Source organism: Streptomyces sp. NPDC055400 (assembly GCF_053644375.1).
In genome coordinates this window covers 282,768-304,836 of sequence record NZ_JBSHLM010000012.1, presented here as the reverse complement: position 1 = coordinate 304,836, position 22,069 = coordinate 282,768, and the positions used below count along the sequence as shown (strand labels likewise).

Below are 22,069 nucleotides of genomic sequence, written 5' to 3'. Positions count from 1 at the left end.
AGTCAGAGCCCGTAGACGCGGGTCGCCGTGCCGCCGAAGACCGCGTCGCGCTCAGGAGCGGTCAGCGATCCGGTCAACTCCTGTGCCACTTCCATGACTTGCCCGTACGTCGCCGCCAGGGTGCAGACCGGCCAGTCCGATCCGAACATCAGGCGGTCGGGACCGAACGCCTCCAGGACCGTGTCGGCGTACGGCCGCAGCGCCCCCGGCGTCCAGGACGCCCAGTCGGCCTCGGTGACCAGGCCGGAGAGCTTGCAGACCGTGTTGGGCAGGGCCGCGAGCGCCCGCACGTCGCCCGTCCAAGGCTCGGCGGCGCCCGACGCGATGAGCGGCTTGCCGCAGTGGTCGAGGACGAAGGTGAGGCCGGGCAGACCGGCGGCGGCCGCAGCGCAGGCGGGGAGCTGGTGGGGCAGGACCACGAGGTCGTAGACCAGACCGGCGTCGGCGACGGCCGCGAGGCCGCGGCGCACGTCGGGCCGCAGCAGCCACTCGGGGTCGGGCTCCCCCTGGACCTGGTGGCGGATGCCCTTCAGGTGACGCCCGCCGGGGAGTTCGACGAGACGGGCCAGGGTGTCGGCGATGTCGGGGCGTGTGAGGTCGGCCCAGCCGACCACTGCGGCCACGAGCTCGCTGTCGTGGGCCAGGGCGAGGAACTCCGGGGTCTCCTCCTCGACGCTGACGGTCTGCACGAGGACGGTGGCCGTGACGTTGGACTTGCGCGCGAGGGGTGCCAGGTCGTCCAGCGTGAAGTTCCGCCGGATCGGGGCGAGTTGCCTGCCGGTGATCCAGTCCTGGTCGCGCACGGAGAGGTCCCAGACGTGGTGGTGCGCGTCGACGACGGCGGGCATCACAGCTCCCAGACGACGGGCAGGCCCGCGTCCGCGCCGTCGGCCGAGTAGTCGTGGACGACGTCGAGGAGCTCGGCCATACGGGCCTGCCAGGCGATGTTCACCGGGAGCTTGTCCAGCTCGGCGAGCATGCGGGCGTAGTCCTCGCACTCCAGGACGTGGAACAGGTCGGTCCCGCTGCGCCAGATGGTCCAGGACGTGGCACCGGCCGCGCGGATGGCCTTCCGGAGTTCGGCCGGGACCTCGCGGTGCGCGGCCTCGTACGCGTCGACGCGGTCGGCGCGGACCTTGGTGTGCAGGGCGATTCTCACGCCTGCTCCTCTCCGGGTACGGGGGCGGGGGCCGGGACGGGGACGTCGCCGGCAAGGAGCCCTGCGGTGCGGGCGTCCTTCCAGAACGCGGCCGGTACATCCACGGCGGACTGCTCGGCGGCGTCCAGGACTTCGTGCGGCGAGCGCGTGCCGACCAGGACGCTCGCCACCGCCGGATGGCCGAGCGGGAAGGCGAGCGCGGCCGCCCGGAGGGTGATGCGGTGCCGCTGCGCCAGGTCCTTCAACCGGTAGGCGCGGTCGAGGACTTCGCGGGGCGCCGTCGCGTAGTCGTACGTCGCGCCGGGCCGCGGGTCGGCGAGCAGGCCGGAGTTGAACACTCCGCCGACGACGACCGCCGTGCCGCGCGCCTGCGCCTCGGGCAGCAGCTCCGCCAGCGCCCCCTGGTCGAGGAGGGTGTAGCGGCCCGCGCACAGGACGGCGTCCACATCGGTGTCGCGGACGAACCGGGTGAGCATGGCGGCCTGGTTCATGCCGGCGCCGATCGCCCCGACGACACCCTCGGCACGCAGCCGCTCAAGCGCCGGGTAGCCCTCGCGGAACGCCTGCTCACCGTGGTCGTCCGGGTCGTGCAGATAGACGAGGTCGACGCGGTCGAGGCCGAGCCGCGTCAGGCTGTCCTCCAGGGAGCGGCGCACCCCGTCCGCACTGAAGTCCCGGACCCGGCGGTGTGTGGCCGGCACGGCGAACCCGTGCTCCAGGTCGTCGCCCGCGCTCTCCCCGGCCGGTACGAGGAGGCGTCCCGCCTTGGTGGAGACGGTGTACGCGGACCGGTCCCGGGCCGCGAGCGCCTCGCCGAGGCGCCGCTCGGACAGGCCGATGCCGTAGTGCGGGGCCGTGTCGAAGTAGCGGATGCCCGCGTCCCAGGCCGCGTCGACCGCGGCCCTGGCCTCCTCGTCGGTGACGGGCGTGTACAGGTTGCCGATGCCGGCGGCGCCGAAGGACAGCTCGGTGACCTCGACGCCGCTGCGGCCCAGGGTGCGGGTGCGCATGGCGCTCACTGGCCCGCGGGGCGCAGGCGCAGGCCCTGCATGCCGCCGTCGACGGCCACGGCGGTGCCGGTGGTGGCGCCGGACAGCGGGCTCGCCAAGTACGCGACGGCGCCCGCGACTTCGGCGGCGGAGACGAGACGCCCCGTGGGCTGGCGAGATGCGAGGGCCGCGCGCTCGGCGGCCGGGTCGGGGGCGGCGGACAGCAGCCGGCCGACCCATGGGGTGTCCACGGTCCCCGGGTTGACGCAGTTGACGCGCACCCCTTCGCGGACGTGGTCGGCGGCCATGGCGAGCGTCAGGGAGTACACGGCGCCCTTCGACGCCGAGTAGAGGGCGCGCTGCGGGAGGCCGGCCGTCGCTGCGATGGAGCAGGTGTTGACGATCGCCGCGTGCGCGGAGTCCCTGAGGTGGGGCAGGGCCGCGCGCGTGGTGCGGACGATGCCGAGGACGTTGACGTCGAGGACGCGGTGCCACTGGTCGTCGTCGTTGTCCTCGACGGTGCCCTGGGCGCCGATGCCCGCGTTGTTGACGAGGACGTCGAGTCCGCCGAGGTCCGCCACGGCGGCGGCCACCGCGGCGCGGACGGAGGCGTCGTCGCTGACGTCGGCGGTGTAGCCGCGCAGTGGCTTGTCGACGCCGCCCGGGTCGAGGTCGAGCACGGCGACGCTCGCGCCGCGGGCGGCGAGGAGCTCGGCGGTGGCCCGGCCGATCCCGGACGCTCCACCGGTGACGAGGGCCTTGAGCCCCGCGAAGTCCTGCACGTCGCTGGCGTCGGTCATGCCGCTGCACCCTTCTGGTCGGTGGCGCCCTGCCGGGCGAGGTCGGCGGCCCAGAACGCGCCGTCGGGGTAGGTGTACTCCGCGATGGACTCGGGCCGCATCGCGGCGGAGAAACCGGGCGCCGTGGGCGCCGTGTAGTGGCCGTCGCGCATCACGACGGGGTCGATGAAGTGGCCGTGCAGATGGTCGACGTACTCGATGACGCGGTCCTGCGTGGTGCCCGCGACGGCGACGTAGTCGAACATCGAGAGGTGCTGGACGAGTTCGCACAGGCCGACGCCGCCCGCGTGCGGGCACACAGGGACGCCGAACTTGGCGGCGAGCAGCAGGATGGCGAGGTTCTCGTTGACGCCGCCGACGCGCGCCGCGTCGATCTGGAGGATGTCGATGGCGCCGGCCTGGAGGAGCTGCTTGAAGATGACGCGGTTCTGGACGTGCTCGCCGGTGGCGACCTTCACGGGCGCCACGGCCCTGCGGATCGCCGCGTGGCCGAGGACGTCGTCGGGGCTGGTCGGCTCCTCCACCCAGTACGGGTCGAATTCGGCCAGCGCCCTGGTCCACTCGATGGCCTCGCCGACGTTCCACCGCTGGTTGGCGTCGATCGCCATCCGGATGTCCGGGCCGATCACCGCGCGGGCGGTGCGGCAGCGCCGGATGTCGTCGGCGAGGTCGGCGCCGACCTTCAGCTTGATCTGCCGGAAGCCCTCGGCGACGGCCTGCCGGGCGAGCCGGCCGAGCTTCTCGTCGGAGTAGCCGAGCCAGCCGGGTGAGGTGGTGTAGCCGGGGAAGCCGCGCTCGCGCAGGGCGCTCTCGCGGTCCGCCGCGCCCTCACGGCCCGATCTGAGGAGCGCGAGGGCGTCGTCGGGCGTGAGGGCGTCGGCGATGTAGCGGAAGTCGATCTGCGAGACGAGCCACTCGGGCGTCGCGTCGGCCAGGAACTGCCACAGTGGCTTGCGGGCGCGCTTGGCCGCCAGGTCCCACACGGCGTTGACGACGGCACCGATCGCCATGTGCATCACGCCCTTCTCGGGGCCGAGCCAGCGTAGCTGGCTGTCACCGATCAGGTCGCGGTTCAACGTCCCCGGGTCGGCGCACAGTTCGTCGACCCCCCGGCCGACGACATGGTGCCGCAGGGCGTCGATCGCGGCGACCTGGACATCGTTGCCACGACCGATGGTGAACGTGAATCCGTGCCCCTCGACTCCGTCGGCGGCGTCGGTGCGGAGCACGACGTAGGCGGCGGAGTAGTCGGGGTCCGGGTTCATGGCGTCGGATCCGTCCAGCTCCCTGGAGGTCGGGAACCGGATGTCGAAAGTGTCAACCGCGATGATTCGGGCGGCAGTTGGGGACACGGGTGGCCTTTCTTGCTGAGGCGGGGGTCAGTCCTGGGCGCGGCCGGTCGTGACGCGGGCGATCATCAGGGCCAGGAGGATGATTCCGCCGTAGATGGCCTGGATCCAGAACGACGGAACCTGGGCGAGGGTCAGCAGGTTCTGGACGACACCGAGCAGCAGGACGCCGGTGAGCGCGCCGAACATGGTGCCCTTGCCGCCGTCGAGGCTGATGCCGCCGATGACCGCCGCCGCGAACACGGTGAAGATCATGTTGTTGCCCTGGTTGGCACTGATCGCGCCGACGTAGCCGGTCTGCATGATCCCGCCGACCGAGGCGAGGACGCCCGCGACGACGAACACGCCGAGCATCACGCGCTCGACGCGGATTCCCGCCGCGCGTGCGGCGTCTGCGTTGCCGCCGATCGCGTACAGGGCGCGGCCGATCCGGTGGTACTTCAGGATGAGGCCCACCACGCCGAAGGCGACGGCGGCCAGCCACACCGACATCGGGATGCGCAGGAACGTCGTGGTGGCTAGGGAGAAGAACGCGTCGGGCATCCCGAACAGCGTCTTGCCCTTGGTCGCGCCGACGAGCAGTCCGCGCAGGACGATCAGCATCGCCAGCGTCACGATGAAGGCGTTGAGCTTGAACTTCACGACGAGGATGCCGTTGAAGGCCCCGATCGCCGCGCCCACGACGAGGACCGCGAGCAGCGCCAGCACGGTCGGGAACTCGGTGCCGAATCCGGACTGGGAGACCGGCAGGACGAGCAGGGCGCCGACGGCGGGCGCGATGCCGACCACCGACTCCAGGGACAGGTCGAACTTGCCCGTGATCAGGACGAGCGACTCGGCGAGCACGACCATCGCGAGAGCGGCGGACGCGCCGAGGATGGAGATCAGGTTGCGTTCGGTGAGGAACGAGTCGTTGACGACCGCTCCGAGCACCATGAGCAGCAACAGGGCAGGCACGAGGGCGAGTTCACGGGCCCGGCGCAGCAGGACGCTCTTCGCGGACCCTTTGCCGGGCAGTCGTACGGGGGTGGCCGGCGAGGCCGACGGGGCCTTGATGTCAGCCATGGTCCACTCCTTCGATGGAGGCGATCAGCTCGTGGTCGTTCCAGCCGGCCGCGTGCTCGGCGACGACCTTCCCGTGGAAGAGGACGAGGACCCGGTCGCAGCGGCGCAGGTCGTCGAGCTCGTCGGAGACGACGAGGACCGCGGTGCCGTCCTCGCGGGCGCTGTCCATGCGGGACAGCAGGGACTCCTTGGACTTCACGTCGACGCCCGCGGTGGGGTTGATGAGGACGAGAAGGCGGGGGTCGGAGGCGAGGGCGCGGGCCATGACGACCTTCTGGGCGTTGCCGCCGGAGAGGTCGGACACGGGCTGGTCGGGGCCCTCCGCGTGGATGTCGAGGCGGTCGATGAGGTCGACGGCGAAGCGGCGCTTGCGGTCGGTGCCGACGAAGCCGTAGCGGCCCAGACGCCCGAGGACGCTCATGGTGGTGTTGTCGCCGATGGTCATGCCGGTGACGAGGCCCTGGTCGTGCCGGTCGCGCGGCACGCAGCCGACGCCCGCGGCGAGCGCCGCGCTCACATCGCCGAACGGCAGTGTCCTGCCGTCGAGTCGGGCCGTACCGGCGGTCGGCCTGTGCAGCCCGGCGAATGCCTCGGCGAGCTGGATCTTGCCGCTGCCGCTGGATCCGGCGAGTCCGACGACCTCGCCGCTGCGGATGGTCAGGTCGACGTCGTCGTACGCCTCCGAGGTGAGGCCGCGCGCGTCGAGGAGGACGGTGGCGTCGGGCTCGTGTTCCACGGCGGCGCGGGCGGCCGCGCGCTCCTCGGCGATGACCTCGCCGGCCATCGCCTCCACCAGCGCGGCGAGCGGCAGCTCCGCGACGGGCGCCGTGGTGATCCAGCGGGCGTCGCGCAGCACGGTGACCGTCTGGCAGACCTCGTACACCTCCTGGAGGTGGTGCGAGATGAACAGGAACGTGACGCCGGATTCCTGGAGGGCCCGCATGCGCGTGAAGAGGCGCTCGATCTCGCGGTTGTCGAGCTGCGCGGTGGGCTCGTCGAGGACGATGAAGCGGGCTCCGCCGCTCAACGCCCGTGCGATCTCCACCATTTGGCGGTCCTCGACCTTGAGGTCGGCGGTGCGGGCGTCGGGGTCGACGTGGATGTCCCAGGTGTCGAGAACCTGCGCGGCCTCCTCCTGGAGCTTGCGCCAGGAGAAGAAGCCGCGGCGGCTGCCGGGCTGGCGGTTGATGAAGAGGTTCTCGGCGACCGTCAGTTCGGGCACGACGGTCGGCTTCTGGTAGACGCAGGCGACCTTGGCGCGCCAGGCGTCGCGGTCGCTGAGCGGGGGCGCGGGCTCGCCGTCGAACAGGAGGGTGCCGGCGTCCGGTGCCTGGAGGCCGGTGAGGACCGTGACCAGGGTGGACTTTCCGGCGCCGTTGCGGCCCACGAGGGCGTGGGACTCGCCGGGCAGGACGGTCAGGCGACCGTCCTGCAGGGCGACCGTGGGACCGTACCGCTTGGCGATGCCCGACGCCTCGACCAGCGGCCTGACCGCCGGCGTGGTTGTCGTCGAGGTGCTCATTTGACCGTGTTTCCCCAGAGCTTCGGGTCGTCGACGTTGTCCTTGGTGACGAGCGGCGCGGGCAGCTGGTCCTCGAGGATCCCGCTGGGCAGCTTGACGATCTCCGAGTCGTGGTCGGTGGGGCCGGGCTTGAACGTCTTCCCCTGCATCGCGGCCTTGATGTAGTACATGCCGTACTTGGCGTAGGCGTCGGCGGGCTGGGAGACGGTCGCGTCGATCTGGCCCTTGCGGATCGCGGCGAACTCCTGCGGGATGCCGTCGTTCGAGACGATCGTGATGTGGCCCTTCTCGCCGGTCTTCTTCAGCAGGCCCTTGGACTTGAGCGTCTGCAGGGTGGGCGCGAGGTAGACGCCGCCCGCCTGCATGTAGATGCCCTTGATGTCGGGGTTGGCGTTGAGGAGGGTGTCCAGCTTGGACGCGGCGGTGTCGGACTCCCACTTGGCGGGGATCTCCAGGACCTTGAGGTCCGGGTACTTCTTCTTGACGCAGTCGCGGAAGGCCTGCGAGCGCTCGCGGCCGTTCACGGAGGCGAGGTCACCCATGATCTGGACGACCTTGCCGGTCTTGACCTGCTGACCGAGGTATTCACAGGCCTTCTCGCCGTACGCGACGTTGTTGGCGCGTACGACCATGGCGACCTTGCCCTTCTCGGGCGCGACGTCCACGGCGACGACGGGGACGCCCTTGCGTTCGGCCTGGTCGAGGCCGGCGGAGATCGCGGCGCTGTCGAGGGGCGCGACGACGAGGCCCTTGACGCCCTGGTTGAGCTGGTTGTTGATGTCCGTGATCTGCTGCGAGGGGTCGCTGTTGGAGTTGACGGTCTTGAGCGCGTCCACGCTCTCGGACTTCGCCATCTTCGGCACGTAGTCGTTGTACGACTGCCAGAACGGCGAGGTGAGCAGGGGCAGGATGACCCCGACCTTGCCCTTTCCGTCGCCGCCGCCCTTACCGCCGGAGGCGACGTCGTCCTTCGTGCTGCCGCACGCGGAGAGCACCAGGGCGGCGCAAGCGGCCACCGCCGCCACGCCGACGATCCGCGACCTGTTCCGCTTGCGCACTGTTCTGCCGGCCATCTGACGGCTCCTCATCGAGCGAGATCGACTGACTTCTGGTACCTGATGGCGGAAATATTTATCAGACCACTTGGCGGCCACAACACCCCTCGTCGTCAACTTTTCCGTGTTTTAAGCCGTAGTGGTCGGACCACATCTCTGGCTAGACTGCGGCGCACCCGGCAAATTGAGGAGCGTCCGTGGAACAGACCGCCCCGCAGAAGGGCACCGTGACGCAGCGGGCCATCGAGCAGATCAAGGCGATGATCGGCGAGGGTCTCCTCGAACCGGGTCAGCGGCTGCCCACGGAGCGCGATCTGGCCACCCAGCTCGGCATCTCGCGCAGCTCCATGCGCGAGGCGATCAGGGCGCTCACCGTCCTCGGCGTCCTGGAGGCACGGCACGGATCCGGCATCTACGTCACGCAGTTGAACGCCGGGGATCTCCTGGAGACGTTCGGCGTGGTCGCCGATCTCTCGCGCGGGGCCCGTCTCGTGGAGCTGATGGAGGTGCGCCGGGTGCTCGAGTCGACGGCCACGGCGCTGGCCGCGGCCCGTATCACGGCGGAGCAACTCGCCGAGGTGGAGCTGCATTTGGCGGCGATGGCGGCGACGGACGACCCCGAGGAGATCCTCTCCCACGACCTGGCGTTCCACCGGGCGATCGCCACGGCCGCGGGCAACGACACGATGGCGGCGATCCTGGACGGACTGTCCTCACGGACGTTCCGGGCGCGCGTCTGGCGCGGCTACCAGGAGGAAGGCGCGTTCGAGCGTACGGGCCGCGAGCACGCGCGGATCCACCGTGCGCTGGTCGCCCGCGACCCGGAGGCGGCACGCGCCGCGGCGGCGGCCCATGTGGGCGAGGTCGAGGCCTGGATGCGCAGCCAGCTCGACGCCGAACCGGCCTGACCGCCCCGCACAAGGGTCAGCGCGGCGCCTGTGCCGCCAGCGCCGAGAGCAGCAGCCCGAGGGCCGTCTCGAAGGAGCTCTCCGCCATCAGGGGCAAGTACCCGCGTACGGCGGCCAGTTGGGGATGCGTATCCGCCGGGAGTGACTGGTACGTGTCCGTCCAGGCGCTGTGGTCCTGCGCCCGGCGCTCGGGCGGCAGCGCCAGGTGGGCGGCGTCGAGGGCCGCGTGCCCGAGCGCCGTGTCGACGAACGCCGCGTAGTAACGCACGGCCATGGCGTCGTCGAAGCCCGCGCTCCGCAGCAGCCCGATGCCGGTCTCCACGGCCCTGACCTCGTGGATCCGGCGCGTCACCCGGTACGCGGCCATGGCGGCGATCCGCGGATGCTCGCTGTAGCCGCGATGGATCCGCCGCCCCATGCTCCGCAGGTCCGCGACCCAGTCGTCGCCGGGCGTGAAGCCGGCCATGCTCTCGCCGATGATCCGGTCGGCGACGGCGAGGAGCAGGTCGTCCGTGTTGTGGAAGTAGCGGTAGACGGCGCTCGGGTCGCAGCCGAGCGCGGCACCCAGCCTGCGCACGCTGAGTGCGTCGGGCCCGTGCTGCCCTACCAGGCGCATCGCGCAGTCGACGATCAGGTCGCCGGAGAGCAGCACCCCCGACTTGGTCGGCTTGCGGCGCCGCCGCTCCACCGGAATCCGCCCCTCGGTCATCCCGAATCCCCTTCCGTCCGCGCCTCCGTCCCCTTATGTCAACACCATTGACGCAACATTGACAAGGCCTGTTTGATCGCACCCTCCCTCCCCTCCTCCGGTTTCAGGAGTGTCCGAATGAGCAGCGAACCCCCTGGCCTGCGCCGTTCCCTCGGTGTCGTCGACGGCGTCGCCATCGCCGCCTCCAGCACAGCGGCCACCACCAGCATCGGGATCGGCATGGGTGCGCTCGCCGCGACAGTGGGCCTCCAGGCCCCGGCGACCCTCCTCGTGGCGTTCCTGCCGATCCTCGGCATCGCCTCCGCGTACGCCCGCCTCAACTGCTCCGAGCCGAACATGGGCAGCGGCTACGTGTGGGTCGGCAAGTCGCTCGGCCCGTGGCCCGGCTTCATCACGGGCTGGGTCACCCTGATCGGCACGGTCGTCTTCATGGCGTACACCAGCGCCGTGACCGGGTCGGTCTTCCTCCAGTTCGCGACTAAAGCAGGCTGGCACCACGCCCTCGGACTCACGCTGGACCCGAACTCGACGGCCCTCAGTACGGTGGTCGGCCTGGTGGTCCTGGCCGTCGTGACATACACGGCGATCACCGGCGTCCGCAAGGCCACCCGGCTCCAGACCTGGCTGCTCGTCTTCGAGTACGCGGTCCTGCTGGCGTTCTGCGGCTGGGCCCTGATCTCGGGCAGCCACGCCTTCCAGTGGTCCTGGCTGAACCCCCTCGCCATCCACGACGGCACGGCCTTCGCGCAGGGCCTCGTCCTCGCGGTGTTCTTCTTCTGGGGCTGGGACGCGGCGTTCAGCGTCACGGAGGAGACGAAGAACGTGCGCGACGCCGGCCGGGGCGGCTTCATCGCGCTCTTCACGATGCTCGCGATGTTCCTCTACGGTGCCGTGGCCTTCCAGCGCGAGATGAGCCTGCCCGAGCTGGTCGCCCAGGGCCCGCAGGGCCTGACGTATCTGGGCGCGAAGCTCGCCGACGAGCCGTGGGCGACGCTTCCGCTGCTCGCGCTGATGTTCTCCGCGGTGGCCTCGCTCCAGTCGAGCGTCATCCCGACGGCCCGCGGCCTCCTCGCGATGGGCCGCGACGGCACGATGGGCCCGGTGTGGACCCGCATCTCGCCCCGTTACGGGTCACCGGCCCTGGGCACGGTCCTCATCATGTCGATCTCCGCCGGCGTCTCCCTGCTCGCGCTGGCCATCCCCAAGCTCAACGAGATGATCCTCGCGGCCGTCAACTCCATCGGCCTGGTCGTCGCCCTGTACTACGGCCTGACGGCGCTCGCCTGCGCGGCCCGTTTCCGCACTGCCCTGCGCGGTCCGCTCTCCGGGGCGCTGCGCGCGGTCGTGGCGCCCGGGGTCAGCGGCCTCGCGCTCCTCGGGATCGGCGCCTACCTCGCCCGCTCGTACGTGACGATGAGCGACCGCTTCGAACTCAGCCCGGACAACGGGTGGTTCATGCTGTCGGTACCGGTCGCGATCGTCGCGTCCGGCCTGGTGATGGCCGCGTACGCCAAGTACGTGCGCCGCTCCCCGTACTTCGTCACGGGCAGCGGCACCGCGCCCGAGACGGCCCCCCTGGCTCCCGAACATTCCTGACCGGCACGAACCGACCCGTCCCCGCACCCCAAGGAGTCACGTCTCATGCCCGACACCGCCCCCGCCGATCTGGTCTTCACCGGCGGCCCGGTCCACACCCTCTCCCCCGCCCGGTCGCGCGCGACCTCGGTGGCCGTCCGCGGCGAGCGGATCGTCGCCGTGGGCCACGACGAGGTACGCGAACTCATCGGCCCGGCCACCGAAGTGGTGAACCTGAAGGGCAAGTTGCTCATCCCCGGGTTCCAGGACGCGCACGCGCATCCGGTCGGCGGCGGCATGGAGCTCGGCCAGTGCGACCTGAGCGGCGCGACGACCCTCGACGAGTACCGGCGCCGCATCGCCGCCTACGCGCAGGAGCACCCCGACACCGAGTGGATCACCGGCGGCGGATGGTCGATGGAGGCGTTCCCCGGCGGCCTGCCCACGGCCGCCGAGCTCGACGCCCTCGTGCCCGACCGCCCGGCCTACCTCGTCAACCGTGACCACCACGGCGCCTGGGTCAACTCCCGTGCCCTGCAAGCCGCCGGGATCGACCCCCGCACCCCCGACCCCACCGACGGCCGCATCGAGCGCGACGCCGACGGGGCGCCGACCGGCATGCTCCAGGAGGGCGCGGCGAACCTGATCGGACGGCTGCTGCCGCCCGCCACCCTGGAGCAGAGGATCACGGGCCTGCTGCGCGCCCAGGAGCTGATGCACTCCCTCGGCGTCACCGCGTGGCAGGACGCCCTCCTCGGCCAGCACGCCAACCTCACCGACCCCACGGACGCGTATCTCGCGACCGCCGGGGACGGGCGCCTCACCGCGCGGGTCGTCGGCTCGCTGTGGTGGGACCGCGCACGCGGCACCGAGCAGATCGACGAGCTGGTGGCGCGGCGCGCGGCCGGTACGCGCGGGAGGCTGCGCTGCACGACGGTGAAGATCATGCAGGACGGCGTGGCCGAGAACGGCACGGCGGCCCTCCTCGGCCCCTACCTGGACGGCTGCGGCTGCGCCTCCGACAACAGCGGCATCAGCTTCGTCCCGCCGCTCGACCTGCGGAAGTACGTGACCGAGCTGGACGCGCGCGGCTTCCAGGTGCACTTCCACGCCCTCGGCGACCGGGCCGTGCGCGAGGCGCTCGACGCCGTCGAGGCGGCGCGGCGCGCCAACGGCCGCACCGACACCCGCCCGCACCTCGCCCATCTCCAGGTGGTGCACCCCGACGACGTCGGCCGGTTCAGGGAGCTGGGCGCGACGGCGAACATGCAGGCGCTGTGGGCGGCGCACGAGCCGCAGATGGACGAGCTGACGATCCCGTTCCTCGGCCCCGAGCGCAGCGCGTGGCAGTACCCGTTCGGTGATCTTCAGCGTGCGGGGGCGACACTCGCCGCGGGCAGCGACTGGCCGGTGAGCAGCCCGGACCCGATCGAGGCCATTCATGTCGCCGTCAACCGCGTCCTGCCCGACGCGGCGCCCGGCACCCCGGTGTTCCTGCCGGAGCAGCGGATCGGCCTGGACGCGGCGCTCACGGCGTACACGGCGGGCAGCGCGTACGTGAACCACCTCGACGACGTGACCGGCTCGATCACGGCGGGGCGCCTCGCCGACCTGGTGGTCCTCGACCGCGACCCGTTCGCGGCGCCCACGGAAGAGATCGGCGCGACGCGCGTCCTGGAGACGTTCGTGGGCGGCGAGCGGGTGTTCGCCGCCGAGTGACCGGTTCCTACACGTCCGCCGCACACCGGAATCCGCAGTTCCCGCTGCTGGAGTCCGGTGTGTTGGCGGTGCGCGCGGCCACGCGGTAGCGGTTGCAGTACGAGTCGTGACACATGTACGAGCCGCCGCGCATCACGCGGGTGTCGCCCTCGGCGGGGCCGCGCGGATCGGTGAGCGGGGCCGCCGGGTGGTCGGTGGTGAACCGGTCCGCGACCCACTCCCACACGTTGCCGACGGTGTTGTGGAGGCCGTAGCCGTTGGGCCGGTAGGCGTCGACGGGCGCCGTGCCGGTGTACCCGTCCTCGCCGGTGTTCACGACGGGGAACTCGCCCTGCCAGATGTTGCAGCGCCAGTGGCCGCGCGGGGTCAGCTCGTCGCCCCACGGGTAGCGGGCCTGGTCGAGTCCGCCGCGGGCCGCGTACTCCCATTCGGCCTCGGTGGGCAGCCGCTTGCCGGCCCAGGCGGCGTAGGCGCTCGCGTCGTCCCAGCTGACGTGGATCACGGGGTGCCGCGACCGGTCCCCGATCCCGGACCCGGGGCCCTCCGGGGCGCGCCAGGTCGCCCCCTCGACGCCCCGCCACCAGGGGGTGCCGGCGGGGGCGGGCGTCGCGCGGGCGAGGCGGGGGTCGAGGAACCCGGCGAAGACGTACGACCAGCCGAACCGCTCGGCGGCGGTGACGAAGCCGGTGTCCTTGACGAAGGTGGCGAACTGGGCGTTGGTGACGGCGTGTTCGTCGATCCGGAAGGGGCTGACGGTGACCTCGCGGACCGGTCCCTCACCGTCGCCTGGGTTGGCCCGGTCGTCCTCGTTGCCCATGCAGAACGTGCCGCCGGGCAGGGTCGCCATGCCCTTTCCCGAGGAGCGACGGGCCGTCGGGGCGAGGCGCACGGGCTGCGGCTCGCCGCCGCCTCCACGGCGCGCGGCGCAGCAGGCCTTGGGGGTCACGTCTTCCGCAGTCATGGTTCCGCCTCGTACACACGCTGGACCGATTGCGGCCGATCCTCGCACGCGCGGGGCGGCCCGCTCCCGGCGGGCCACCCCACGCCCCGGCTCCCGGCTCAGACCCGGGAGCGGTACAGCCCGAACCGTGCGATGTGCGGGCCGGTGCGGGTCTGCGTGATCCGCAGGCGCCACTCGCGGGCCGTCACCGGCGCCGGCAGGACCAGGACGCGGCTGGCGCCGATCGTGCCGGCCCTCGCCACCTCGGTCCAGGCGCCGCCGGACTTCGCCTCCACGACGAACTGCTCCACCTGCTGCCCGTGCCGGATGTCCTCGGAGAGCCGGATCCGGTCGGCCTCCCGGGCGGTGCGCAGGTCGACCGTGCGGGTGCCCTCGCCGTCGTCGCGCACGCGGGCGCCGTCCGCCAGGTCCTCGGGCAGTTCGCGGTCGATGCGCTCGCGGAACTCCTTGAGCCGCGCCACGTCCGCCGCGGGCAGCAGGCCGTCCGTGTCCGGCGGGATGTTGAGCAGCAGCACGGAGTTGCGGCCCACCGACCGGAACCAGATGTCTGCCAACTGGTCGACGCTCTTGGGCTGTTGGTCCGCGTGGTAGAACCAGCCCGGCCTGATGGACACGTCGCACTCGGCGGGCCACCACTGGAGGTACTGGGCCACGGAGCGGGACTGCGCGAGCGCGTCACGGCTGCCCTGGTCCGGCGCGTCGTACCGCAGGGCGTAGTCGACGCTTCCGTTGCCCGAGTCCTTGACCGGGACGACGCTCCACTCGTCCTCGCGCGCCAGTCCGCCCTCGTTGCCCACCCAGCGCACGTCGGGTCCGCGCACGGCCATGGTGGCGCCGGGGGCGAGCGCGCGGATCACCGCGTACCAGCTGTCCCAGTCGTACGTCTCGACCTTCTCCGGCGGGATGCGGCCCTGGGCGCCGTCGAACCACACCTCGTCGACGGGCCCGTACTCGGTGAGCACCTCGTAGAGCTGGTTGAGCATGTGGGCGCCGTAATCGGTCGCGTCGAGGGTGAACGTGCGCGGGCTGTCACCGGCCCGGTCGTCGCCGTCGACGAGTGTGGGGATGGTGCGGGCGGACCGCTTGCTGCCGTTGGCGTAGACGCCGTCGAGGTACTGGTTCTCGTCCGCGGGCGAGATGTAGACGCCGACCTTGATCCCGTACTTGCGCATGGAGCCGGCGAAGGAGCGCAGCACGTCACCCCGGCCGTCGCGCCAACTGCTCGAGGCGACACTGTGCTTGGTGTAGCGGGACGGGTAGAGGACGAAGCCGTCGTGGTGTTTGACCGTGAGGATGGCGAGCTTGAAGCCGCCGTCGCGCAGGGCGCGTGCCCACTGGTCGGTGTCGAGTCCGGACGGCTGGAAGACGTCGGGGTCCTCGTCGCCGGTGCCCCATTCGAGGCCGGTGAAGGTGTTCACGCCGAAGTGCAGGAAGGCGGTCTTCTCCAGGCTCTGCCAGGCGATCTGACGGTCCGTCGGGCGCACCTGTGAGGCCTTGGCGACCAGTTCCTCCGGGGAGTCCGCGGTGCTGATGGGGATGCGGTAGTGCGGTTCTGCCGCCGTGGCGCCGGTCGCGGCCGGGGCGGCCAGGGCCAGGGAGCTGCTCGACGCGGCCACGGCCGTGGTCACGGCGGCGCCCATGAAAAGTCGTCTGCTGACGGTCATCTGCGGGTGGGGTCCCTTCGGGGCGGCGCTCGGTCAGCGCTGGGTCAGCGTCCAGATGGTCGGGGTCTGCCGGTCGGGCGGGTTCTGCACGAGACGTCCGTCGGATGTCGCGTTCAGGGTCATGCGCGTGATGGCGTTGGTGAGCACGTAGCCACCGCCGGAGCGGGACAGCTGCCACCGCTGAAGGGTGTTCTTCGCGTCGCAGGTCTCCTGCGTGACCGCCGAGCCGGGCTGCAGCGGCACGTTCAGGGTGAGCTTTCCGCTGCGGGTCTCCAGGCAGCCGCCGGTCTCGGTCGACTCGAGGGTCAGATAGCCGTCCGGGGTGCGGGTGAGCTCGAAGCCGGCCGCCTGCGTGCGGTGGCGAGTGTCGGCGAGGGTGTACGTGCCGTCGGCGACGGGCGGCCGTATCAGATCCCGCTGTCCCGGTGCCCGGCCGACGGCCTCGGCCCGTGCGGTGAAGCCGGCGTACGTCGCGTCGGGGTGCGGGTCGCTCCACGTCGCCTGCGCGATATGACTCAACGGCAACCGGGCCGCCTGCGCGACCTCGTTCTCCGTCTCGCCGCGCCCGTTGTCGGGCCACAGGCTGATCTTGGCGCCGGTGATGCCGTCGCGCGAGGCGAGCCTCTCGCCCTCGAAGCTGCGCGGGTCCCACTGCTCGTCGTAGAGCTTCTGCGTGTCGGTGTGGAAGCCGCCGCGCACGAGATAGAGGGCGTAGGCGGCGTTCATCACGGGGTAGCCCTGCGCGATCAGCTCACTGGGCTTCACCTTGACGCCGAGCCAGTGCTCGACGGTCGTGCCGGCCGTCACCGGGACGGTGTTGGCGCCGGTCAGGCCGTCGTTCCAGATACGCAGCCGCTTGCCCTTGCGCGCGGCGTACGCGTCGACGCGGTTGACGAAGTCGATGAACGCGTCCTGGGGCGTGGCGTTCTCGCCGTACTTCCTCTTCGCGTACGCGGCGATCTGCGGGTACTTGGCGAAGTCCGAGCCGAGCATGTACTCGTCGGCGCCCATGTGCCACCACTTGGCGGGGAACACCTCGCCGTACTCGTCGATGAGGCTCTTGTAGTAGTCGAAGGCCGCGGGTTCGGTGATGTCGAGGCGGGACGGCTGCGGCTTGCCGTCGGAGTCGGTGAGCTGGAGGTCGGGGCGGTTCTCGATCCAGGGGTCCATGTGCCCCGGGGAATTGATCTCCGGAACGATGGTGACGTGGTACTTGTCGCCGAGCGCGACGAGGCGGCGTATCTCGCTCTTGGTGTAGTAGCCCCAGGTATTGGCCTCGGGGTGCCGGTCGCTCTTCACCTTCAGCTCGACGAGCAGCTGGTTGAGCTTGTGGTACGCCATGTCGCGCACCAGGTTCTCCAGCCAGTCCGTGGAGATGTGCACGTAGCAGGCACAGACGCCGACGCCGCGTTCCTTGTACCGGGGCACGTCGACGGTGCGTCCGGCCGGCACCCGGTCGCTCTGGGCGAGGAGCTGGAGGAGGGTGCGGGTGCCGTAGAAGGCTCCGGCCTCGGCCGCTCCGGTGATCTCGAGCCGCTGTGCGGCGCGGAGTTCGTAGCCCTCGGCGCCCAGGGATCCACTCCGTGACGGCTCGACATCGACCACGATGTCGCCGGTACGGGACGGACCGCCGGTGACCGGCACGGCGCCCCTGCCCGCGGCGCGCAGGTCATCGGCGAGGGTGGCGGCGACGCGGCGCGACGCAGCGTCGTGCGCGACCAGGCGGGCGCCGGGACCGTAGGAGTAAGTGCCCTGCCCGGGCGTCCAGTTGGTGAGGCTCGGCAGGGTCCGGGGCACGGAGTCCTGGGGTGCCGCCCGCGCCAGGGGGGCCGGTGCCGCAAGCAGCAGGAACGCCGCGACGGTGCCGATCAGTCGGTGTCTGCGCCGGGGCGCGATCTTGGAGCTCAGATCCGTCATGAGATCCGATGATTCAAGCCCTCCGGCGGGGTGTCAATGGATCTTTCCCGGCGACCACTTGGACATCTCGCAAGACTCATCGGATGAATCAGCAGGGCTGAGCTACCGAACGCAGAGCGGGCGGCGGGCCCCCGGTCCGCCGCCCGCCGCCGCTCACTCACGGGTCACCCCGGCATTCCTCAGCCGCTCCACTCCACCTTGAACACCCACACGTGCTCGCCCGCCGCGCGTGCCGCCGCCGGCACGTCCACGACGAACGACCCGCCCTTGGTACGCCAGTTCAGCGGCCGGTCGTAGCCGAGCATCGTGACCTTGTCCCCGGCCCTGACCGGCACCGCGGCCCCGACCGTGAGCGTCGCGCCCGGCTCGGCGAGCGAGTGGATGTAGAACGCCTTGTTCGGCCTGACCGTGAACCGCAGGTCCTCGCCGAGCTGCGCCATCCGCGACCAGTACGTGGTGTCGTAGACGGCCTCGCCGTTGGTCTTGAGCCAGTGGCCCGTCTCGCGCAGCCGGGTCTGCATGATCTCGGGGATGGTGCCGTCGGCGCGCGGCCCGATGTCGAGGAGGAAGTTGCCGTTCTTCGACACGATGTCGACGAGGCTGTGCACGACCTCCTCGGTCGTCATGTAGCGGTCGTCGGGCGTCTCGGCGTTGTAGCCGTAGCTGTACGGGTCGAGGCCGCGGCTCGACTCCCACTTGGCGACGACGGTGTTGTCGTACGTCGTGTACTCGGGCGTCGTGAAGTCGTGGAAGCCGATCCCGGAGCGGTTGTTGACGGCGACCTCGTAGGGCTTCGGGCGGTTCTTGCCGTGGTTGAAGAACTCGGCGAGGACGTTGCGCGAGTCGTTGACGCCGCCGATGTCGCACCACAGGAGCTGCGGGTCGTAGTCGTGGATCAGTTCCAGCATCTGCGGGGCCTGGAAGCCCTTCACATAGTCCTTGCCCGACGTGTAGCCGGTGTAGGGGACAGGCTCCAGGGTGTACGGGTTGCGCGGGGCGTGCCCCATCCACGGGTTGTCCGGGTTGAACCACTCGGGCATCGAGAAGTACAGGCCGCGGTGCAGCTCGGGGGTGTAGCGGCGGGACGCGTCGAAGAGCTCCTTGATGATGTCCCGCTTGGGGCCCATCTTCACGGAGTTGCGGTCCGACAGCTTGGTGTCCCAGAGCGCGAAGCCCTCGTGGTGCTTGGACGTGAGGACGTGGTACTGGGCGCCCGCGTCCTGGAACAGTTCGACCCACGCGCGCGGGTCCCACTTCTTCGCGGTGAACATCGGGATGAAGTCGTCGTACGCGAAGTCCTCACCGTACGTGGCCTTGTGGTGGGCGTACGTCGGGTTGTCCGGGTCCTGCATCTGGTCCCAGTACCACTCGGCGTACTGCTTGCCGACCGGCGCCCACGCGGGCACCGAGTAGACGCCCCAGTGGATGAAGATGCCGAACTTCGCGGAGTGGAACCAGTACGGGGCCTGGTGTCCGGAGAGCGACGCGTCGGTCGGCTCGTAGTCGGGGACGCCGAGCGTGAGCTTCCTGGAGCTGGCCGCGGCCTGGTGTCCGCGCCCGGTGGCGACGACCTTGCCGTCCTGGACGGTGCCGAGCGCGGTGCCCGCGCGATTACGGATGCCGACCCGGACGCGGGCCTGCTCACCGGGGGCGAGGCGGGTGACGCGGGCGGGCTCGACGGTGCGCGCGCCGGGCACGTCGACACTGACGGTGAGGGCGTCGGCGGTGACGATGCCGACGGTGCCCGCGTTCACGACGGTCGCCTCGACGCTCTGCGCGCCGGTGGACTCCAGGAGCGAGAACGTGGAGTGCGCGTCGCGCAGCGCGAGCGCCCGGCCCTGCGCGGCCGGCTGGAGCGAGAGCGCGAAGACGTGCAGGGCGGTCTTGTTCGCCTCGGCCGGGTTGAGTTTCGGCAGGGTGATCGCGACGGCCTCGCGCTGCGGGTCGAGGGGGATCTCGCTGGTGCCGATGCCGACGCGGTTGGTGTCCTTGGTGCCGTCGGGCTTGTAGCGGTAGGCGGCGGAGAGCGGGCCTCCGGAGGAGTACCAGTCGGCGCCGCCGAGTCCGGCGCTCGCGGTGGAGCCGTCGGCGTAGTGGACGGTCGCGCTGCCGGAGGCGTTGCCGTAGCTGCCCGCGGTGAGGAACAGGGCGGACAGATAGCGGCCCTTGGGCAGCTCGACGCGCTGGCCCATGGCCACGACGTTGTTCTTCGCGCCCGCCGCCGACGACGGGAAGACGTAGGCGATCCCGTCGACTTGGACGGGCCCCGCGGGGAGTTCCTCGCCGGGGAAGGTGTAGCCGCTGCCGTCGAAGTCGCCTCCGCGGGCGGCCGAGGTGTCGACGCCGTCGTTGTCGAAGAGGGCGTCGAGCGGAACGGGCACCGGGTCGGGGACGGGCTCCCAGACGGCGTCCGCGGACGCGGTCCGGGCGGTGGCCGTCGTGTCGGACGCGGCGGCCGGTCCGGCGGCGAGCGGCACGGCGGCCGCGGCTGCTACGGCCGCGGCCGTCCCGAGGACCTGGCGTCTTGGGTACGAACTCATACTCAGCACTCCCTGATGCGGCTCAAGGCTGGGCATTCATCGGAGGTCTGATGATGGTGGGGGTCCGCGAGCACGTCAATGGGCCGCGCAGAGGCGGTAGTTGAGGGAATGATCCGATGACCGCTCATCGGCACGGGGCCCGGGGCGGCACCCGCAGTGAATGTCCGAAAACGGCCGTCTGTCAGCGGGTGCGAAGAAGGCGCGAAACCGGTCTCCGGGGACCTGGCGCCGCCGGGGGCCGGCGCGTCACAGCGCGCGGTACATGATGTGCAGCCCCACCCGGCCGTGCCGGGCGTGCTCGTACGCGTCCGGGACCGTGCCCAGAATCGTGAAACCGAGGGAGGTCCACAGGCCGACGGCGGGGTTGGTCTCGACGACCGCGTTGAACACCATGGCACGGTAGCCGTCGGCCTTCGCGCGCTCCAGTACGTGCTCGGCGAGGGCGCGGCCGATGCCGCGGCCGCCCTGGGCGGGGTCGACCATGAAGCCCGCGTTCGCGATGCCGGCGGCGGGACCGCCGTAGTTCGGCGCGACGTAGGCCGAGCCGACGACGACGCCGTCCGCCTCGGCCACGTACACGCGCTTGCCCGGACCCATCCACAGGGTCCGGGCCTGCGCCTCGGGGGTGTCCGGGTCCCAGGCGTACGTCTCGCGGGATCCGACGATCTGCCGCCAGAACGGCCAGATCTGCGCCCAGTCCTTGTCCTGCGCGTCTCTGATCAGCATGTACGCGAGTCTGGCACGCGGCCGGTCAGAGGCGGTTACCGGGGCCGGGGCCGGTCAGTCCACGCTCGGCAGGATGTGGGGCTCGGCGAGGTCGTCCTCGTAGCCCGCGAGTCTGATCGGGGCCGAGCGGGCCCACACGTCGAGGCTGCCCAGCTTCTCGGGCCGCCGCCCCGTGCGCTCCGTGCGTTCTCGGGGGCGCTGCTCGCGATTCGTCTTCTCTGGTGTCACCGCGCACTCCTTGTGTGTCGGGTAACCCTGTCCGGCGCGTCCCGCCCGGCGTTCCCGTCGGGCGTCCGGCGCCCGGTCGGGCTGGTTCATACCGGTTCGGGCGCGGTGGCGCCGGCTTCCTGCCTGGGCGGCCCGGGATCGGGCCGTCCCGCGACGGACCACGGGTGCTGGTAGGACCTCGTTGTGCTGTCCGTCGGCTAGAGACAGAGTAACCATATGAGCAGGGTCCCGCTCGATGGGGCCGAAACCAGAGGGACGGCTGGGGGTCGCCGGGGATTCATTCGGCCACCGGCGGCATGACACCCGACTGGGTGGCGGCTACGTGGGGTCCGGCCGGTCCGTGTTGATCGATCGCCCCGGATCGTCGGTCGGCTCGGCCGACGGCTGGGACGTCAGATACGGCGAACCGGAGGGCTCGGCGGGGGGCGGAGCGGGCGGCAGCACGCCTCCCGGGGGCGGCGGTCCGGTGGGGCTGGCGGTGGCGGTGCCCGCGGCCTCGTTCGCGATGGCGTCGAAGTCCACGTCGCCCGTGTTCTCCAGCATGGTGATGTGGTCGAGGACGGTCTGGTTGGCGTCCGTGGCGAGCTCGCGGACGAGGGTGTTGCGGGTGGTGTGGCGGACCTGGGCGACCAGCGCGAAGACCTTGCCGTGGGAGTCGCGCAGCAGGTTGGCGAACTTGTTCTCGTAGTCCTTGCCGCTCGCCGCGGTCAGCTGGTCGAGCCAGCCCTGCTGCTGAGGGTTGGGCTGGTTCGGCAGCTCGACGCCGAGCCGGCCCGCGACCGAGCGGACGCGCTTGTCGAGGTCGGTGTGGCCGACGACGAGGTGGTCGCCCGCCATCCTGATCGCCTGCGTCGGTGCCCGCTCCATGGCCTGCTGGCCGGCCGGTATCTCCCAGAGCCCGGCGAGTCGCACCTTGACCAGGAAGTCCCGGTCGGTTGCCGACAGGGGACCCCATTGGGTGGCCACGCTGCCCGCGTTCAGATTGGCCGCACCGGTGCCCGAGCGGTCGGCGTACGACCAGATCGGAAAGGCGAGCGCGCCCAGGGTGGCGACCAGGGCGGCGAAGATGAGCGCGGTCCCGTTGATGCGTCGCAAGCAATCCTCCCGATACCGGCGTCAACTCGCCGCGGGGGCGAGCTACTTGTTGGTACGGGAGGGTACGGACGTGACGGGCGTGGCGTTC

19 protein-coding genes are annotated in these 22,069 nt (G+C 71.3%); 3 read left to right on the top strand and 16 right to left on the bottom strand.

Going from position 1 to position 22,069, the window contains the following annotated elements; translation table 11 throughout:
• Positions 1-2 precede the first annotated feature (2 nt).
• From ACWIGU_RS30005 to ACWIGU_RS29970, 8 genes are read right to left on the bottom strand one after another with little or no spacing between them, the layout of a single operon-like run.
• Positions 3-848 carry an amidohydrolase family protein gene (locus ACWIGU_RS30005; protein ID WP_454404820.1) on the bottom strand — a complete coding sequence of 282 codons (846 nt, stop codon included), beginning with the start codon at positions 846-848 and terminating at the stop codon, positions 3-5.
• Positions 848-1,159: an L-rhamnose mutarotase gene (locus tag ACWIGU_RS30000; protein ID WP_100592968.1), complete on the bottom strand. Its 312-nt coding sequence runs from the start codon at positions 1,157-1,159 to the stop codon at positions 848-850. The genes ACWIGU_RS30005 and ACWIGU_RS30000 overlap by 1 nt, the downstream gene beginning before the upstream one ends.
• Entirely contained in the window at positions 1,156-2,169 is a 1,014-nt protein-coding gene (locus ACWIGU_RS29995; protein ID WP_454404819.1) for an aldo/keto reductase, read from the bottom strand. The genes ACWIGU_RS30000 and ACWIGU_RS29995 overlap by 4 nt, the downstream gene beginning before the upstream one ends.
• Before the next feature lie 5 nt (positions 2,170-2,174).
• A complete protein-coding gene (locus ACWIGU_RS29990) occupies positions 2,175-2,930 on the bottom strand; it encodes an SDR family NAD(P)-dependent oxidoreductase (RefSeq protein WP_454404868.1) in 756 nt (251 codons plus the stop codon).
• Between the two features lie 14 nt (positions 2,931-2,944).
• Positions 2,945-4,300, bottom strand: coding sequence for an L-fuconate dehydratase (locus tag ACWIGU_RS29985; protein WP_454404818.1), 1,356 nt, complete (start codon positions 4,298-4,300; stop codon positions 2,945-2,947).
• Between the two features lie 27 nt (positions 4,301-4,327).
• A complete protein-coding gene (locus tag ACWIGU_RS29980) occupies positions 4,328-5,362 on the bottom strand; it encodes an ABC transporter permease (RefSeq protein ID WP_454404817.1) in 1,035 nt (344 codons plus the stop codon).
• Positions 5,355-6,884, bottom strand: a complete 1,530-nt coding sequence (locus ACWIGU_RS29975; RefSeq protein ID WP_454404816.1) for a sugar ABC transporter ATP-binding protein — start codon at positions 6,882-6,884, stop codon at positions 5,355-5,357. Before ACWIGU_RS29975 ends, ACWIGU_RS29980 begins: the two co-directional genes overlap by 8 nt.
• The gene (locus tag ACWIGU_RS29970) at positions 6,881-7,957 is read right to left on the bottom strand and encodes a sugar ABC transporter substrate-binding protein (protein ID WP_454404815.1); all 1,077 of its coding nucleotides are present in this window, start codon (positions 7,955-7,957) and stop codon (positions 6,881-6,883) included. The genes ACWIGU_RS29975 and ACWIGU_RS29970 overlap by 4 nt, the downstream gene beginning before the upstream one ends.
• Before the next feature lie 179 nt (positions 7,958-8,136).
• Between ACWIGU_RS29970 and ACWIGU_RS29965 the strand changes: the two genes are divergently transcribed.
• Positions 8,137-8,847: a FadR/GntR family transcriptional regulator gene (locus tag ACWIGU_RS29965; RefSeq protein ID WP_355896500.1), complete on the top strand. Its 711-nt coding sequence runs from the start codon at positions 8,137-8,139 to the stop codon at positions 8,845-8,847.
• A 16-nt stretch (positions 8,848-8,863) separates the two neighbouring features.
• On the opposite strand, the gene ACWIGU_RS29960 is transcribed toward ACWIGU_RS29965, so the two are convergent.
• Positions 8,864-9,556 (bottom strand): TetR/AcrR family transcriptional regulator, encoded by a 693-nt coding sequence (locus ACWIGU_RS29960; protein WP_454404814.1) that lies wholly within the window; start codon positions 9,554-9,556, stop codon positions 8,864-8,866.
• Positions 9,557-9,673: 117 nt separating this feature from the next.
• Here ACWIGU_RS29960 and ACWIGU_RS29955 point away from each other — a divergent pair, with 117 nt between their 5' ends.
• Positions 9,674-11,152: an APC family permease gene (locus ACWIGU_RS29955; protein ID WP_454404813.1), complete on the top strand. Its 1,479-nt coding sequence runs from the start codon at positions 9,674-9,676 to the stop codon at positions 11,150-11,152.
• A 45-nt stretch (positions 11,153-11,197) separates the two neighbouring features.
• The gene (locus ACWIGU_RS29950) at positions 11,198-12,850 is read left to right on the top strand and encodes an amidohydrolase (RefSeq protein WP_454404812.1); all 1,653 of its coding nucleotides are present in this window, start codon (positions 11,198-11,200) and stop codon (positions 12,848-12,850) included.
• A gap of 7 nt (positions 12,851-12,857) precedes the next feature.
• Here ACWIGU_RS29950 and ACWIGU_RS29945 read toward each other — a convergent pair whose 3' ends face one another.
• From ACWIGU_RS29945 to ACWIGU_RS29915, 7 genes are all read right to left on the bottom strand, one after another.
• Positions 12,858-13,811, bottom strand: a complete 954-nt coding sequence (locus ACWIGU_RS29945) for a formylglycine-generating enzyme family protein (RefSeq protein ID WP_454404811.1) — start codon at positions 13,809-13,811, stop codon at positions 12,858-12,860.
• Between the two features lie 98 nt (positions 13,812-13,909).
• Entirely contained in the window at positions 13,910-15,475 is a 1,566-nt protein-coding gene (locus tag ACWIGU_RS29940; protein ID WP_454404810.1) for an alpha-L-fucosidase, read from the bottom strand.
• Between the two features lie 33 nt (positions 15,476-15,508).
• Positions 15,509-17,392: a family 20 glycosylhydrolase gene (locus ACWIGU_RS29935; RefSeq protein ID WP_454404809.1), complete on the bottom strand. Its 1,884-nt coding sequence runs from the start codon at positions 17,390-17,392 to the stop codon at positions 15,509-15,511.
• A 179-nt stretch (positions 17,393-17,571) separates the two neighbouring features.
• The gene (locus ACWIGU_RS29930) at positions 17,572-19,932 is read right to left on the bottom strand and encodes an alpha-L-fucosidase (protein WP_454404808.1); all 2,361 of its coding nucleotides are present in this window, start codon (positions 19,930-19,932) and stop codon (positions 17,572-17,574) included.
• Positions 19,933-20,178: 246 nt separating this feature from the next.
• The gene (locus ACWIGU_RS29925) at positions 20,179-20,658 is read right to left on the bottom strand and encodes an N-acetyltransferase family protein (protein WP_454404807.1); all 480 of its coding nucleotides are present in this window, start codon (positions 20,656-20,658) and stop codon (positions 20,179-20,181) included.
• Between the two features lie 54 nt (positions 20,659-20,712).
• Positions 20,713-20,886, bottom strand: coding sequence for a hypothetical protein (locus ACWIGU_RS29920; protein ID WP_453722561.1), 174 nt, complete (start codon positions 20,884-20,886; stop codon positions 20,713-20,715).
• A gap of 318 nt (positions 20,887-21,204) precedes the next feature.
• Complete coding sequence (locus ACWIGU_RS29915; RefSeq protein WP_454404806.1) at positions 21,205-21,981, bottom strand: DUF4142 domain-containing protein; 777 nt, start codon at positions 21,979-21,981, stop codon at positions 21,205-21,207.
• Positions 21,982-22,069 lie beyond the last annotated feature (88 nt).

Excerpts from the sequence above, each read along its gene's own strand:
- ACWIGU_RS30005 (WP_454404820.1), bottom strand. The coding sequence starts at position 848 with ATGCCCGCCGTCGTCGACGCGCACCACCACGTCTGGGACCTCTCCGTG.
- ACWIGU_RS29995 (WP_454404819.1), bottom strand. The coding sequence starts at position 2,169 with ATGCGCACCCGCACCCTGGGCCGCAGCGGCGTCGAGGTCACCGAGCTG.
- ACWIGU_RS29980 (WP_454404817.1), bottom strand. The coding sequence starts at position 5,362 with ATGGCTGACATCAAGGCCCCGTCGGCCTCGCCGGCCACCCCCGTACGA.
- ACWIGU_RS29975 (WP_454404816.1), bottom strand. The coding sequence starts at position 6,884 with ATGAGCACCTCGACGACAACCACGCCGGCGGTCAGGCCGCTGGTCGAG.
- ACWIGU_RS29970 (WP_454404815.1), bottom strand. The coding sequence starts at position 7,957 with ATGGCCGGCAGAACAGTGCGCAAGCGGAACAGGTCGCGGATCGTCGGC.
- ACWIGU_RS29960 (WP_454404814.1), bottom strand. The coding sequence starts at position 9,556 with ATGACCGAGGGGCGGATTCCGGTGGAGCGGCGGCGCCGCAAGCCGACC.
- ACWIGU_RS29955 (WP_454404813.1), top strand. The coding sequence starts at position 9,674 with ATGAGCAGCGAACCCCCTGGCCTGCGCCGTTCCCTCGGTGTCGTCGAC.
- ACWIGU_RS29950 (WP_454404812.1), top strand. The coding sequence starts at position 11,198 with ATGCCCGACACCGCCCCCGCCGATCTGGTCTTCACCGGCGGCCCGGTC.
- ACWIGU_RS29945 (WP_454404811.1), bottom strand. The coding sequence starts at position 13,811 with ATGACTGCGGAAGACGTGACCCCCAAGGCCTGCTGCGCCGCGCGCCGT.
- ACWIGU_RS29940 (WP_454404810.1), bottom strand. The coding sequence starts at position 15,475 with ATGACCGTCAGCAGACGACTTTTCATGGGCGCCGCCGTGACCACGGCC.
- ACWIGU_RS29935 (WP_454404809.1), bottom strand. The coding sequence starts at position 17,392 with ATGACGGATCTGAGCTCCAAGATCGCGCCCCGGCGCAGACACCGACTG.
- ACWIGU_RS29930 (WP_454404808.1), bottom strand. The coding sequence starts at position 19,932 with ATGAGTTCGTACCCAAGACGCCAGGTCCTCGGGACGGCCGCGGCCGTA.
- ACWIGU_RS29925 (WP_454404807.1), bottom strand. The coding sequence starts at position 20,658 with ATGCTGATCAGAGACGCGCAGGACAAGGACTGGGCGCAGATCTGGCCG.